We start from the raw sequence: 13154 nt of genomic DNA on the forward strand, positions 1-13154 counted from the left end.
TGCCGCTCAGCCACGTGCCGGAAGACCGATCATCGCCCGGTACTCGTCCGCGGTGGCGGGGGTGCGGCCCAGCTCCGCGGCCATCGTGCGCGCCCGGGTGAACAGTTCGAGATTGCTCTTGTTGATCTCGTCGCCGTTCGGGTGCTTCCAGAGGCTGTCCTCGAGGCCGACGCGGATGTTGAGTCCCATCATCGTGGCCAGGGTGGTGATGTAGAGCCCGGCGCGCCCGGCGTTGCAGACCGTGATCGCGGCCTGTGGGTCGAGCTGTCGGATCTGCTCCACCATGAGGAACAGGTGAGTGGCCATGGATCTCGTGTCGTTCGCCCACGCGCCCGAGATCAGCGTGCGGCCGACGTTCACCGGCAGTCCGTAGAGGATGATCCAGTTCGTGCGCGGGCCCCGCAGCAGCCCAGTGTCGAACAGGCGGCGCTTGGCCAGCTCGACCTCCCCCGAGCTGTGGATGACGATCTCCGGACTGACGCCGTGCTCCTGCAGGGCCCGGACCGCGGGCACGACGAACGCCTCGGGATGCCCGGCGGCGCACGGCGCGACCTCCGCCTGGCCCGCCACGGCGGGGCTCATGCACTCCTCGAAAGACCCGCCGTTGAGCACGTTCACGTTCGACACGAACCCGTTGCCGAACCGCTCCCGCAGGGGCTCGAGGACCAGGCCGTACGCCTCGGTGGGCGGAAGGTCCTTGTCCAGCCGGCGGCCCTTGGAGTCGGTGACCCAGGTGAAGTCGATGTGCACGCCGCACGCGCCCGCCTCGATCACCTGGGAGGCGGCGTCCAGGTACTCCTCGACATCGACGGGGTAGTCGGGCGAGCTGCCGGCGCCGGCACGACCCGCGACCGCGCAGTTGATGGCGATCCTGTCGGGCACGTCCCAGGACGGCTGGACGGAAGCGTCGGCGTGGAACGCATACTCGGCGAGCTCCTGGCTGGCGGCTTCCCACAGTGACGGCGTGGCCACGGCAACTCCCTCGTCCAGGTGTGACGTCGAAAGGTTCGATATTTGGCCTGGGACGCTACGACCCGCCGGCCAGAGGGGCAAGGGGTCGGGGCCGCATGTCTCTGTAGCACAGAAACTTTCTCCGAGGTTCTTGAAAGTTCGAACCTTTCGGTCTTCACTGTGACCCACATCATCACGCCAGGGAGGTGTTCGTGAGCTCATCGGACAGCGCAGCTCCTGGGCTCGGGCTGGTCCTGCCCCCGGTCGTCCCACCGGACGTTCTCCGGCCGGCTCTCGAGATCGTCGACACCACGGGATTCGACTCCGTGTGGGTCACCGACCGGACCCTCGCAGGACGCCCGTGGCTCGACGCGCTCACCCTGCTCGGTGCCGTCACCGCCGTGACCAGCACCGTGCGGGTGGGGACCTCCGTCCTGGCGCTCGGTCGTCGCAACCCCGTGTACACCGCGCACGCCCTGGCCAGCGCCCAGTACCTGGCCGGTGGCCGGTTGGTCGCCGGCATCGGGCTCGGCGGCCTGGAGCCCGCCGAGTACCGGATCGCGGGAGTGCCGATGGAGCAGCGCGCGGCACTGACCGACGAGTACATCGGCCTGCTGCGTCAGTTGTGGACCGAGGAGTCGGTCGATCACGCCGGGCCCGGCTACCGGTGCGACGGGGCCTACGTCCAGCCGCGACCGGAGACGCCCATCCCGATCTGGATCGGGGGCAACTCGCCGGGCGCGCACGCTCGCGCCGGCCGGCTCGGCGACGGCTGGCTGTCGGTCTTCACCGGTCCCGAGCAGTTCGGGACCGGCTGGGACCAGGTCCGCGAGCACGCCGCGGACGCGGGACGGGACCCCGCGGCGATCACGCCCGCCGCCTACGTGTTCGCGGCGATCGGCCGCACCGAGGGCGAGGCCGAGGCGGTGCTCGGTCCGGCGGTCCAGGACCTGTTCGGGGCGCCCCTCGGGCACATCGCCTTCGCCTGCCTGTACGGCACGCCGGACCGCTGGGTCGACACCCTCGGCCGCTTCGGGGCGGCGGGCGCCCGCCACGTCAACGTCCTGCTCTACAGCAACGACCTCCGCGCGGACGTCGGCCTCGTCGCCGACGCCGTGCTGCCGCAGCTGGCGGGGAAGATCCCCGCGGCCCTGACGTGACCTCGAGAGATGGAGCAGAGGAGACCCGATGAGCGAGCGTGCGAGCGAATCATCGACACGGCGCCTGCGCGAAGCGCCGACCGAGCGCAGCGAGGGAGAGCGATGAGCAGCCCCGACGGCCCCCCCAACATCGACCTGTACACCCGGAACGGCTTCGCCGGACCGACGGCCTCGGTCGTGCGGGCGCAGTACTCGCCGCCCTACACCCGGGTCCGGGGCTCCTACGCGCCCCACCGGTTCGACGTGCACGACCTCTCCGACGCGGCGTTCGCCGACCCACGCGCCCTGCCGGTCGCCGTGCTCGAAGGCGCGGGCGTGACCGTCGAGGTGTCGCGCCGGTCCGAGCCGACCGGCTTCGCGATCCGCAACGTGCTCGCCGACGAGCTGCACTACGTGCTGGAGGGTTCCGCGCGGCTCGACACCGACTTCGGCGTCCTGCACCTGCAGCCCGGGGATTTCGTGCTGCTGCCGCGTGCCGTCACCTACCGGTACGCGGAGATCGGGTCGCCGCTGCGCGAGATGATCGTGGTGACGGAGAGCCAGCTCGCCGTCGACCCGGAGAATCAGCCCGGCGTGCTCAACGTCGACCTGCACGTCGACGCGCCGGTGCCGGACCCGACGACCGACCGCGGACCCGGCGAGTACGAGGTGGTCATCCGGCACGGCGCGGAGTTCACCTCGTACTTCTACGACTACGACCCGGTGCCCTGCCTCGCGACCGTCGGCGCGCCCATCGTGCGCCGGTTCAACATCGAGAACGTGCACGGCCTCGGGGTGACCGCGGGCGGGCTCATGCCGCCGCGGCTCATCAACGACGCCACCACCCGCACGCTGTTCTACTACCTGGGCAACCGCCGCAGCGACCGCCCGCCGGTGCATCACAACGCCGACTACGACGAGGTCATCTTCTACGTCGCGGGCCCGGGGCACTACGGCGCCGTGGACAAGCCGGGCACCGTCACCTGGACCCCGAAGGGGATCATCCACCAGGGCCCGGAGGAGGACGTCCCGCAGGGCTACGAGGCGTGGCTGCTCGAGACCCGGTCGCCGCTGTCTCTCACGCCCACCGGTCGCGAGATCGGCACGTTGATGGAGACCGGGCAGTTCGGCATCCATCCCAGCGCGACCCGGACCGTCTGAGCTCGAGCGCCGTGCGGTGGCGACCCCCGCCCCGCCACCGCACGGCACCACCGGCCATGTCCCCCCATCGCACCCGCCTGCCGGTTCGCGCCGGCGGAAGGACCGTCATGACGCAGATCGCCAGCCCCACCCGCACCTACGACGACTTCACCGGATCCCGGCTCGACCCCGCGCGGTGGTTCCACCTCGAGTACCCCCCGGGACCGGACGGCACCTCCTGGCGCTGCGAGGAGCCGAACGCTCGCACGAACGTGGGCGACGGCACGTTGGACATCTCCATCGAGCGGTTCGAGCGTGCGCACGACCAGGTGCAGATCATGGACAACCCGAAGCACCTGCTGCTGTCCACCGAGTCCTTTCCGGTGCCCGCCGACGGCAGCGTCACGATCTCCCTGGAGATCGCCGCGACGAGCATCAACGCCACCCCGCGCGACTACCGCGACGGATTCGCCTCGTTCAACGTGCTCGACATGGCCTCGGGCTGGGTCTTCGATCTCTGCGCAACGAGCGACCAGGTCATCGCCATCCACGAGCGTCTGCCCCTCCCGGGAGTGGACCGGACATTCACCCACGTCATCGAGGCGCCGCTGGCAGGTCTGGAGATCGCGCCAGGGCTCTCGCACGCCTACGAGGTGACCCTCGACGCCGGGCGCCGGGTCGCCGAATGGCGCGTCGACGGTCGCCTGATGTTCGACGTGGCGGACGCCGAGATCCCCGGCCAGGTCAGCGTCGGGCTCGGGCTCATCACGCTGCATCCCATCGCGGACGGCAGGAGCCGGTCACTGCGCGGCCAGGGCATCTCGGCCTCCTTCGGGCCCATCCAGGTGCGCACGAGCTCGTGACGGTGGTCGGCTGTCACTAGGATGCACGGGCAGGCGCGGGCGGGGGGACACGTGACGAACTTCAGGCAGGCCCGGCACGCCCGGCTGTACGAGGACGTCGCGGCGCAGCTCCGCGAGGAGATCCTCTCCGGCGGCTTCGCGCCCGGTGACCGGCTGCCGGTCGAGCGGGAGCTGATGTCCGAGTTCGGCGTCAGCCGCGCCGTCGTCCGGCAGGCCACCATGAACCTCGAGCACGAGGGGCTCGTCGAGGTGCAGGTCGGGGCGGGCGGCGGGACGTTCGTGCTGGAGTCCGGCGTCGACACCGTGCTGCGGGCGTGCGAGAACCTGTTCCGCCATCGCGGTGTCCCGGTGGACGCCTACCTCGCGGCCAAGCGGCTGCTCGAGCCCGCGCTCACCTCGGCGATCATCGAGGGCAGCGGCGCCGACCACCAGCGACTGCTCGTCGAGAACCTGGGACGCTGCCGCGAGGCGGTGCACGCGGGCGCCGATGATCGCGAGCTGCTGCAGCTGAACCTCGAGTTCCACGAGATCCTCATCCGGGCCGTCGGCAACCCGGTCGTCGAGGCTCTGATGATCGCCCTGGTGCGGATGGGCGTGCGCGTGCCGGCGTTCGTCTCGTCCGTACGTGCGGACTGGCAGCACATCCTCGCCGAGCACGAGGATCTCCTCGACGCGCTGCGCCGCGGGCGCAAGGCCCGGTTCACCCGGCTCATGCTGGCGCACCTGGACACCGTCGGGGGGATCTACTCCGACGAGGTTCCCCAGCCCCCGCCTCCTGATCCCCGCGGCATGTGTTCCGGGTCCGCACCGATCGGCAGTTCCGCCTGACGACACGTGTGTCTGCGCAGGTCGCGCGCGAGATCGCACCTACGCTGCCGGTCTCCGGCGTCATCATCGTCCCACCGGTTGCGACAGGGGATCTCATGGACGCGGTTCGACGAGTTCCACCACCCTCAGTGCGTGAGGAAGTCGACGACGAACCGGGCGAATTCCTCGGCCTGCTCGTGAGCGACGAAATGACCGCTGTCGCCTCCCCACAGCAGCGCCCGGACGTTCGGGATCCGGTTCAGCGCCGCGAGGGCTCCCTCGACCGGGATCATGCCGTCGCGGGCGCCCCACACCACGAGCACCTCGGCCCGCAACGCGGCGATGTCCTCGGTGAGATCACTGTTCGCGTGGTGGGCGAACTCCTTGCGGCTCTCGAGGTGCCCCGGAGCCGTGGCAGCGTGATACCGGGCCTCGACGAGCTCCCGGGGACGGAACTGCGACCTCGGCGTGAACAGCTCCATCATCCGCTCCATGTTCTGCATGGTCGGATCGGCGGCGAAGTCGACGAGCGACTTGATCCCGTTCGTGAGCCCGGGCTCGTGCCCCGGCGCGTAGGCCTGGATCACGATCTTGCCGACGCGCTCCGGATACTCGAGGCCGAACCGCAGCGCGGCGGGGCTGAAGGCCGAGGAGCCGTACAGGTGGCTGCGCTCGATGCCGAGGACGTCCATCAGGTCCCGCTGCAGCCGTGCGCAGAAGACGTCCACCGGGACGCCGTGGCGGCTCACTCCCTTCTCCGACTCCCCGAAACCCGGCATGTCCATCAGGATCACGCGGAAGTGCTCCGCCAGGGCGTCGAACGCCCACTTGGTGTTGTCCCACGCGTTCGCCCCGGGGCCCCCGCCGTGCGTGCAGATCAGCGCGGGCCCGCTTCCCGCCTCGTTGTAGTGGATCCGGATGCCCCCGACGTCGGCGAAGCGGTCCGTCTCCTCCTTGGTCAGCTCGCCCATGGGCATTTTTTTCCTTCCTCCAGAAGTACTTTCGTCAAGCTAGACGCGAAGATCGGGACCCGTCAACGGTGGAAGGGGTGAGCGTCCGTGCCTGACCAGCCGCGCCGCGGCGCCGAGCTCGTCGTCGAGTGCCTCGCGGCCGAGGGCGTCACCCACATCGTCGGGCTGCCCGGTACCACGGTGATGGACCTGATCGACGCACTCGCCCGGCAGGACGCGGTGCGCTATCTGTCCACCCGTCACGAGCAGGTGGCCGGGTTCATGGCCGATGGCTTCTCCCGCGCGGGCGGGCCCCTGGGCGTCTGCCTCGCCTCCCGCGGCCCGGGTGCGGCCAACCTGTCCGTCGCGGTGCAGAACGCCCACGACGAGTCGATCCCCATGCTCGTCCTGATCGGCCAGGTCCCGGGCTCCATCACCGGGCGCCGCTCGTTCGAGGAGATGGACGTGGTGTCCGCGTTCCGGCCCTTCAGCAAGTGGGCCGTCGAGATCCAGCGGCCGGATCGGATCCCGGAACTGCTGCAGCGCGCCGTCCGCACCGCCGTCGGCGGCAGGCCCGGCCCCGTCGTGGTCTCGCTGCCGCTCGAGGTGCTGCAGGCACCGACCACGGCATCGCCTGCGCCGCGGGTGCGCATCCACCCACCGGCGCCCGACCCGGCCGGCGTCGCGGAGGCGGCCCGGCTCCTGGCGGCCGCCGAGCGGCCCGCGATCATCGTCGGTGGTGGTGGCGCGGGCGGCGCGCAGGCCCACCTCGCGCTCGCCGAGGCCGCCGGCGCCCCGGTCGTCACCACGTGGCTGCGGAAGAACGCCGTGCCGAACAGCCACCCCGCGTTCCTCGGTTCCCTGGGCTACGGCGCACACGAGCTGTCCGACCGGCTCGTCCGCGACGCGGACGTCGTCGTCGCCCTCGGTTGCCGGTTCTCCGAGTTCACCACCAAGCGGTGGACCATCGTGGCGCCCGCGGCGGATCTGGTGCACGTCGACATCGACCCGGGGGAGCTCGGCCGGATCTACCCGCCGCGGGTGGGCCTCGTCTCCGACGCGGCCGCCGCAGCAGGTGCGCTCGCCGCCGCGCTCGCCCCGCTGGTCGCCGCCGACCCCGCCCGCGCGACCGAGCGGGTGGCGCGGCGGGAGGCCCTGCGCAAGGAGTACGACGAGGCGGCGGCGCTGCCCGAGGCACCGCCCGCCGCCGAAGGCGTGACCTCCGCGGCGCTGACGCGCGCCGTGCAGCGGCTCGCCGACCGCGACGGGGTGGTGCTCGTCCAGGACGTGCACACCTTCGGCCCGTGGGTCCAGCGCCACGTGGGGTTCGACCGGCCGCGCAGCTACTACGGCGCCGCCGGCGGGGCGATGGCCTGGGGTTTCCCGGCCGCGATGGGGATGGCGCTGGCGCGACCGGACGAGCGGGTCGTCGCGCTGAGCGGCGACGGCAGCTTCTGGATGGTCGCCCAGGACTTCGAGACGTCCGTGCGGGAGCAGATCCCGGTGGTGAACGTCGTCGTGAACAACTTCGCCTACGGCAACACCCGCGACCGGCAGCGCTTCGCCCACGACGAGCGCTACCTCGGCGTCTTCCTCGGCAACCCCGACTTCGCCGCGTTCGCGCGGCTGCTCGGCGGCCACGGCGCGCGCGTCACGTCCGACACCGGGCTCCTGCCGGCCATCGAGGAGGCCCTCGCCCAACCCGGACCCAGCATCGTCGACGTGGTGCAGGACCGCATGGAGGGCCTGCCGGCGGGCCTCACCCCGCCGGCGGCCCGCTGAGCGTGCCCGTTCCGCGGGCGGCACCGGCCCCCCGGGCGAATGGCGCGTCCGGCTGCCAGTAGGCGAAGCCGAGGCCCGTCACCGCGTGGTGGAGCGGGATGTAGTCGACGACCGTGCCGGGCCGACCGGCGAACGCGCCGGCGACGGTGATCCACGAGCGGATCTCGCCCGTACCGCCGCGCAGCGTGTCGGAGTCGAAGGTGAACAGCTGGGTGAGCTCCTCACCGCGGCCCTCGCCGATGCAGCTCAGGACCCAGGTGTCCAGCCGCTGGTCGATCCACCCGGCCCGGGGCCCCATCGGGTCGTGCGAGAGCCCGCCCGAGGCGCAGATCGCGATGCGCTCCGGCCTGCCGTCCGCGATCTCCCTGATCGCCGCGCCGAGCTCGTAGCAGCGTCGGCCCGACGGGAGCGGGTCGTGGTAGGCGTTGAGGAAGACGGGCACCACGGGGATGCCCGCGTCCGCCACGCCGAGAGCGTGTGCGGGACGGCTGAAGGCGTGGCCGATCCCGTCGTCCGGCCTGCTGAGCGGCCGGAGCTCGGACATGACCGCCGGGTCGAAGCCGCGCTGGGTGAGTTCACGGGCGAGGTGACGGGCGAACTCGTCGTGGCAGGGGAGGGTCACGCGATGATCGGCAGGCCCGCCGAGTCGCGGCAGGGTTCTCCCGCTGACCTCCGCGCCGCAGTAGACGGCGAGCGTCGGGTTGAACGCCGGCCCGAAGACCTCGTCCTGGTCGTCCCCGACGATCACGAGGGCGTCGGGCCGAGCGTCGGTGAGCACCCGGCGCAGGGTGGCGAAGCCGCTGTCGATCCGCTGCTTGGCGGCCGCGTTGGCCTCCGGGGTCTCGGCCGCGGCCGACCCCGGTTGGGGGACACCGTCCACCAGCAGCTCGTAGACGGGCGGCCAGTGCTCCACCGGGAGGAGCATTGTCGGTGCGTGCGAGGTCGCGACTCCGAGGACCAGCATCACGCCCTCCCGGCCGGCACGGTGACATAGACCTTCCCGTCCGCCACCGTCACCTGGTACGCCCGGACCGGGAACAGCGCGGGCAGGGAGCGCGGCTTGCCGGTGACCAGGTCGAACCGGGCGAAGTGCAGGGGGCACTCCACCTGGCAGTCCGCCACGTCGCCGTCGGCCAGCGACGCATCGGCGTGGCTGCACATGTCGCTCACCGCGTAGAACCGGCCCGCGTCGTTGAGCACCGCCACCGGTTCGGGCAGGCCGGCCACGTCGACGCGCAGACCCTCCCCGGGTGCGACGTCCTCCACCGTGCACACGCACACATCCGTCGTCGACATCGTCACCTCCGTCAACGCTCCGCCGGCTCCGGTGTCCAGGCCGCGACGGCCATTCCCATGAGGGCCCGGTGGAACGGCTCGTACACGATGAAGTCGGCGGGTCTGTCCCCGAGGGCGCCGACCAGGGCGATCCAGGCGCGCAGCTCGATCTCGCCGTGTTCGAGGAGGTCGGCGTCACTCAGCTCGGCCAGCTTGCGACCTTCGCCGTCCTCCAGCAGCTGGAGCACCTCGCGGTCGAACTCGGTGTCGATCGCGCCGTGGGTGTGGGGCCCGCGGTAGGCCGCCCAGGGGTAGCCGGCCGTGAAGTGCGACCAGCCACCGGAGGCGTAGATCGCCACCCGCTCACCCGCGGGGCGACCCTGCATCACCCGGGAGAGCAACTGCCCGAACTCCTCGCACCGGGACGGCTCGATCGCGGGATGGTGGATCGCGTTGAGGAACACCAGCACCACCGGGATGTCGGCCTCCGGCAGCACGTGCGCCAGCACCTGGGCGTGCGCGTGGGACTTGAGCGCGTCGTCGGAGAACGATCCGAGCGACGCGATGTCGAAACCCTCGCGCACGCCCTGCTCGAGGATGGACATCGCCAGCTCCCGGTGGACCCGGTGCCTGGCCCGGCTCTGTGCGAGCGGCGTGGCCAACTCGAACTCGGCGCCCACGTGCACGGCGATCTGCGGGACGTTCGCGGTCGTGAAGTTCTCGTCCTGGTCGTCGCCGATGACGATCAGGGCGTCGGGCCGCAGCTGCGCCAGCACGTCGCGCAGCCGATCCAGCCCACCCCGGATCCGGGCGTACCGCGCCCGGTTGGCGGCGAGGTCCTCGTCATGTACCGCGTCCTGCACCGGGGGCAACACCCCGCTGCGCTGCTCCAGCATCCGGCGGTTGTGCTCCCGGAACTCGTCCCACTGCCCGGGTTCCATGAACGCGAACGCATGCGAGGACGCCAGGCCTGCGACGATCGTTCCCACAGCTCTACGCCTCCGACCTGTCAGCCCGCGGACGCTCGGGCGCGCCCGAAGAAGTCCATGAGCAGCTCGTAGACCGCCTGCGGCTGGTCGGTCTGAGCCTGGTGGCCTGCGTCGGAGACCACGTGGAACGGCACCTTCGGATAGAGCTCCTGCATGCCCGCGCCGAGCGTCTCCAGCGGCGCCGTGCGGTCGTCGGCGCCCCAGAGCACACACCACGGCACGGCCAGCCTGGTCAGCCGCTCGCGCACCTCGAACACCTGCTGCTGGTCAGGGTCCTCGGTCACGAGTTTCCGGTAGCCCCACAACGAGTTCAGCATCTCCCGGTGCCCGGGGAGTGACGCCGATCGGAACCGCGCGTCGATCAGCTCGTCGGTGAGCTTCGCGGGGTCGTTGACGATGGTCTCCATGAAGGCGACGAGGGACTCGCGTGTGCCGTCGAAGGTCGGCAGCGGCACCGCCCGTCCGTCGTCGCGCAGGCCGACCGCGGTCGCGAGGGTCGCCGTCGCGATCGTCCCCACCTGGGTGACCCGGCCGGGGTGATCGAGCGCGTAGCGCATGGCGACGTAGGCGCCCTGGGAGTTGCCGACGAGCCGCACCTGCGTCAGGCCGAGCGCGTCCACGAAGCCCGCGACGTGGTCGACCAGGGTCTGGAACGAGTAGTCGACCAGCGGCTTGTCGGTGTCACCGGAGCCGATGAGGTCGATGGCCAGCACGTGGAAGTGCCGCGCCAGCAGGGGCAGGATCCGTGCCCATCCGCTCGCCCCGGACGACCCCGGGCCACCGCCGTGGATCAGCACCAGGGGTTCGCCCTCGCCCGCCTCGACGTAGTGGGTCCGGACGCCGTACACGGTCTCCCGCATGGCGCGCACCTGCGGCACCACGACCCATCGGGACTGGGGCTGGAAGGCACCCTCGCCCATTGCACTCCACCTCTCGGTCACGCTGCTGCGAGAAATTCCAGTGCGACGCGGTTGAACTCCGCCGCGTGCTCGATCTGCGCCCAGTGCCCGCACTCACGGAACACGAGCAGGCGGGAGTCGGGGATGTCCCGCAGGAGCTGCAGACCGATCTCGAGTGGGTTCACCCGGTCCTCGCGCCCCCAGATGATGAGCGTCTTCGCCAGGATGCGGGCGAACTCGCCCGTCTGGTCGCGCCACGACGCCGTGGAGCGCGCCGCGGCGTCGCGATGGGACTCGTTGCGCGCCGCGCGCACCCGGGCCTCGAGCATCTCCCGGCTCACGATGCCCGGGTCGTAGAGCATCGTGTCGACGAGCTCCTGCATGGTCTCCACGCTCGGGTCGGCGCCTGCCGCGGCGAGCCGCCGGTGCCCCTCCGTCGGCTGCGGCGCGACCACGGTGCGCGTCATCCCCGCCGCGCCCATGAGGACGAGCCGTTCCGTGCGCTCGGGGTAGTCGACCGCGAAGGCCATCGCCGTGGTGCCGCCCATGGAGTTGCCGACGAAGCTGGCGCGCTCGATGCCGAGGGTGTCCATCATGTCGCGCAACGCACGCGCCCGCACCGTCGTGCTGGGTTCGGCGTCGAACACCACCGAGTCGGACCCGCCGAAGTTCAGCATGTCGACCAGCAGCGTCCGGTGCCGCTCGGCGAACGCCCCGATGTTGGGGCTGAAGTTGGACCATGCGGTCGCCCCCGGGCCGCCGCCGTGGAGCATGATGACGGCCGGGCCCTGCCCCGCCTCGTGGTAGTGGACCCGGTAGGGCCCGGCCTGCGCGAAGGTGCTCGTGCTCTCCTCGGTCAGGGCGGCCTCGGCGGTCGCTGCGGCGCTCATGCCGACTCCACGCTGCGCTCGTCGGCGGCCTTCGCGCTGCTGCTGTGTCTGATGGTGCGCTCGCTGCGCTCGCTCACGTGCTCTGCTCCGGGCCGCCGTCGCCCTGGCCGGCCGCCATGTTCGTCATCGCGGCCATGAAGAGGGCGCCCTGCGCGTCGAACGGCAGGTGCGGCACACCGGAGCGCTCGTACGGCGGCGACGCTGCCTCGAGCTTGCGGTACGTCTCCTCCATGTCGGCCGGCAGCGCGTGGTCCAGCCACGTCGCGTAGTCGCCGAAGCCGTGGTCGTAGTTCCAGTCCGGGATGTAGTACAGCCGGCCGGTGGCTCCGCGCCCGTCCTGCGCGGAGAGGAACAGTGAGATCGGCAGGACGTGGTCCGCCACGGCCGGGCGCATGAAGTAGACGCCCCCCTGCTCGGACACGGCGCGCGCGGTGTCGTCGAACCACGACGCCCGCGTGTGCCCCGGCATGAACGCGTTCACCGCGACGCCCTGCGTCCTGACCTCTTCGGCCAGGTAGAACGTCAGGGCTGTCACCGCCGCCTTGGTGGCCTGGTAGGGCATCTCGACCGTCCACGGCCGGAGCCCGAAGTACGCGCCCCCGGTGGTGCTGGTCACCACCCCGCTGCTGACGACGTTGACGATGCTGCCGCTCCCCTGGTCGATCATCGGCCGGATGAACCGCCGGATCGTCTTGACGACGCCGAAGACGTTGACCTTGAACATCGCCTCCCAGTCGCTGTCCTTCGTCTCGAGCGTCGGGACCCGGCCGAAAGGGCGGAACAGCGTCTCCGAGACGAGGGCGGCGTTGTTCACGAGGACGTCGACGGTCCCGAACCTGTCGACGACCGCCGAGCAGGCGGCGTCGATCTGACCGTCGTCGGCTACGTCCATCTCGACCGCCATCCCCCGGCCGGAGGACTCCAACTGCTCGCGGAACTGCTCCGCGCCGTCCCATGTCCTGTCCGCGGCGACCACCTTCGCGCCCGCGATCGCCAGGCCCTCGATCATCGCCCGGCCGATTCCCCGGGCACCACCGGTCACGACGACCACCCGATCGGAGACCTGGTCGCCCCACTGCGAGACAGCGCGGCTCACCAGCTCGTCCTGCCGGGCCTTCGCCTCGTCTCCCGACACCTGCTGGGTCATGCGTGTTCCCTTCTCGATAAGACAGCGCGAACCGCGGCCACCCGGCGGGTGGCCGCGGTCTCCCGCGGCCGAGGGTCAGAAGAAGATGGCGATGCCCCGCGGCAGCACCGTCGCGTCGAGGTGGACCTCACGTCGCGCGATCTTCCAGCCGCCGTTCACCCGTCGCATCCGGTCGCGGCGCCGGCCCGCCCACCACGCCTCGTCGCGCAGCTTCCGGGCCTGGCGCACGGTGAACGCGCTCAGCACGTCGACCTCGTCGGGAGTGGGTGCCTCCTCCACCACGATGTTGCTGATGAGGTGGCAGGTCATCGACACCGGGGTC

Annotated in this window: 14 protein-coding genes; 5 read left to right on the top strand and 9 right to left on the bottom strand. The window is 71.3% G+C overall.

Going from position 1 to position 13154, the window contains the following annotated elements; all coding sequences use genetic code 11:
* Positions 1-6: 6 nt before the first annotated feature.
* Positions 7-972 (bottom strand): 3-keto-5-aminohexanoate cleavage protein, encoded by a 966-nt coding sequence (locus tag Q1K26_RS10610; RefSeq protein ID WP_300009852.1) that lies wholly within the window; start codon positions 970-972, stop codon positions 7-9.
* A 191-nt stretch (positions 973-1163) separates the two neighbouring features.
* On the opposite strand from Q1K26_RS10610, the gene Q1K26_RS10615 reads away from it, so the two are divergent.
* From Q1K26_RS10615 to Q1K26_RS10630, 4 genes are all read left to right on the top strand, one after another.
* Positions 1164-2111, top strand: coding sequence for a TIGR03619 family F420-dependent LLM class oxidoreductase (locus tag Q1K26_RS10615; protein ID WP_300009855.1), 948 nt, complete (start codon positions 1164-1166; stop codon positions 2109-2111).
* 102 nt (positions 2112-2213) lie between these two features.
* Complete coding sequence (locus Q1K26_RS10620; RefSeq protein ID WP_300009858.1) at positions 2214-3251, top strand: AraC family ligand binding domain-containing protein; 1038 nt, start codon at positions 2214-2216, stop codon at positions 3249-3251.
* Between the two features lie 107 nt (positions 3252-3358).
* Positions 3359-4093: a DUF6081 family protein gene (locus Q1K26_RS10625; protein WP_300009862.1), complete on the top strand. Its 735-nt coding sequence runs from the start codon at positions 3359-3361 to the stop codon at positions 4091-4093.
* A 51-nt stretch (positions 4094-4144) separates the two neighbouring features.
* Entirely contained in the window at positions 4145-4921 is a 777-nt protein-coding gene (locus Q1K26_RS10630) for a GntR family transcriptional regulator (protein WP_300009865.1), read from the top strand.
* A gap of 125 nt (positions 4922-5046) precedes the next feature.
* On the opposite strand, the gene Q1K26_RS10635 is transcribed toward Q1K26_RS10630, so the two are convergent.
* Complete coding sequence (locus Q1K26_RS10635; protein ID WP_300009868.1) at positions 5047-5877, bottom strand: alpha/beta hydrolase; 831 nt, start codon at positions 5875-5877, stop codon at positions 5047-5049.
* A gap of 81 nt (positions 5878-5958) precedes the next feature.
* On the opposite strand from Q1K26_RS10635, the gene Q1K26_RS10640 reads away from it, so the two are divergent.
* Complete coding sequence (locus tag Q1K26_RS10640; RefSeq protein ID WP_300009871.1) at positions 5959-7632, top strand: thiamine pyrophosphate-binding protein; 1674 nt, start codon at positions 5959-5961, stop codon at positions 7630-7632.
* Here the strand turns inward: Q1K26_RS10640 and Q1K26_RS10645 are convergent.
* The 7 genes from Q1K26_RS10645 to Q1K26_RS10675 form a co-directional block, all read right to left on the bottom strand.
* Complete coding sequence (locus tag Q1K26_RS10645; protein WP_300009874.1) at positions 7610-8557, bottom strand: hypothetical protein; 948 nt, start codon at positions 8555-8557, stop codon at positions 7610-7612. The two genes, Q1K26_RS10640 and Q1K26_RS10645, sit on opposite strands and share 23 nt — an antisense overlap.
* 38 nt (positions 8558-8595) lie before the next feature.
* Positions 8596-8928: a bifunctional 3-phenylpropionate/cinnamic acid dioxygenase ferredoxin subunit gene (locus tag Q1K26_RS10650; RefSeq protein WP_300009877.1), complete on the bottom strand. Its 333-nt coding sequence runs from the start codon at positions 8926-8928 to the stop codon at positions 8596-8598.
* Positions 8929-8939: 11 nt separating this feature from the next.
* Positions 8940-9896 carry a hypothetical protein gene (locus tag Q1K26_RS10655; protein WP_300009880.1) on the bottom strand — a complete coding sequence of 319 codons (957 nt, stop codon included), beginning with the start codon at positions 9894-9896 and terminating at the stop codon, positions 8940-8942.
* A 20-nt stretch (positions 9897-9916) separates the two neighbouring features.
* Positions 9917-10816, bottom strand: a complete 900-nt coding sequence (locus tag Q1K26_RS10660; protein ID WP_300009883.1) for an alpha/beta fold hydrolase — start codon at positions 10814-10816, stop codon at positions 9917-9919.
* A gap of 17 nt (positions 10817-10833) precedes the next feature.
* Positions 10834-11685, bottom strand: a complete 852-nt coding sequence (locus Q1K26_RS10665; RefSeq protein ID WP_300009886.1) for an alpha/beta fold hydrolase — start codon at positions 11683-11685, stop codon at positions 10834-10836.
* Between the two features lie 73 nt (positions 11686-11758).
* Positions 11759-12832 (bottom strand): SDR family oxidoreductase, encoded by a 1074-nt coding sequence (locus tag Q1K26_RS10670; protein ID WP_300009889.1) that lies wholly within the window; start codon positions 12830-12832, stop codon positions 11759-11761.
* A gap of 75 nt (positions 12833-12907) precedes the next feature.
* A partial coding sequence (locus Q1K26_RS10675; RefSeq protein ID WP_300009892.1) for an aromatic-ring-hydroxylating dioxygenase subunit beta occupies positions 12908-13154 on the bottom strand: 247 nt, incomplete at its 5' end.

The organism is Pseudonocardia sp., assembly GCF_029263155.1.
Lineage (GTDB): Bacteria > Actinomycetota > Actinomycetes > Mycobacteriales > Pseudonocardiaceae > Pseudonocardia.

Bases quoted from the DNA above. Each gene is read 5' to 3' on its own strand.
- Q1K26_RS10620 (WP_300009858.1), top strand. From the start codon at position 2,214: ATGAGCAGCCCCGACGGCCCCCCCAACATCGACCTGTACACCCGGAAC.
- Q1K26_RS10625 (WP_300009862.1), top strand. From the start codon at position 3,359: ATGACGCAGATCGCCAGCCCCACCCGCACCTACGACGACTTCACCGGA.
- Q1K26_RS10635 (WP_300009868.1), bottom strand. From the start codon at position 5,877: ATGCCCATGGGCGAGCTGACCAAGGAGGAGACGGACCGCTTCGCCGAC.
- Q1K26_RS10645 (WP_300009874.1), bottom strand. From the start codon at position 8,557: ATGCTCCTCCCGGTGGAGCACTGGCCGCCCGTCTACGAGCTGCTGGTG.
- Q1K26_RS10650 (WP_300009877.1), bottom strand. From the start codon at position 8,928: ATGTCGACGACGGATGTGTGCGTGTGCACGGTGGAGGACGTCGCACCC.
- Q1K26_RS10660 (WP_300009883.1), bottom strand. From the start codon at position 10,816: ATGGGCGAGGGTGCCTTCCAGCCCCAGTCCCGATGGGTCGTGGTGCCG.
- Q1K26_RS10665 (WP_300009886.1), bottom strand. From the start codon at position 11,685: ATGAGCGCCGCAGCGACCGCCGAGGCCGCCCTGACCGAGGAGAGCACG.
- Q1K26_RS10670 (WP_300009889.1), bottom strand. From the start codon at position 12,832: ATGACCCAGCAGGTGTCGGGAGACGAGGCGAAGGCCCGGCAGGACGAG.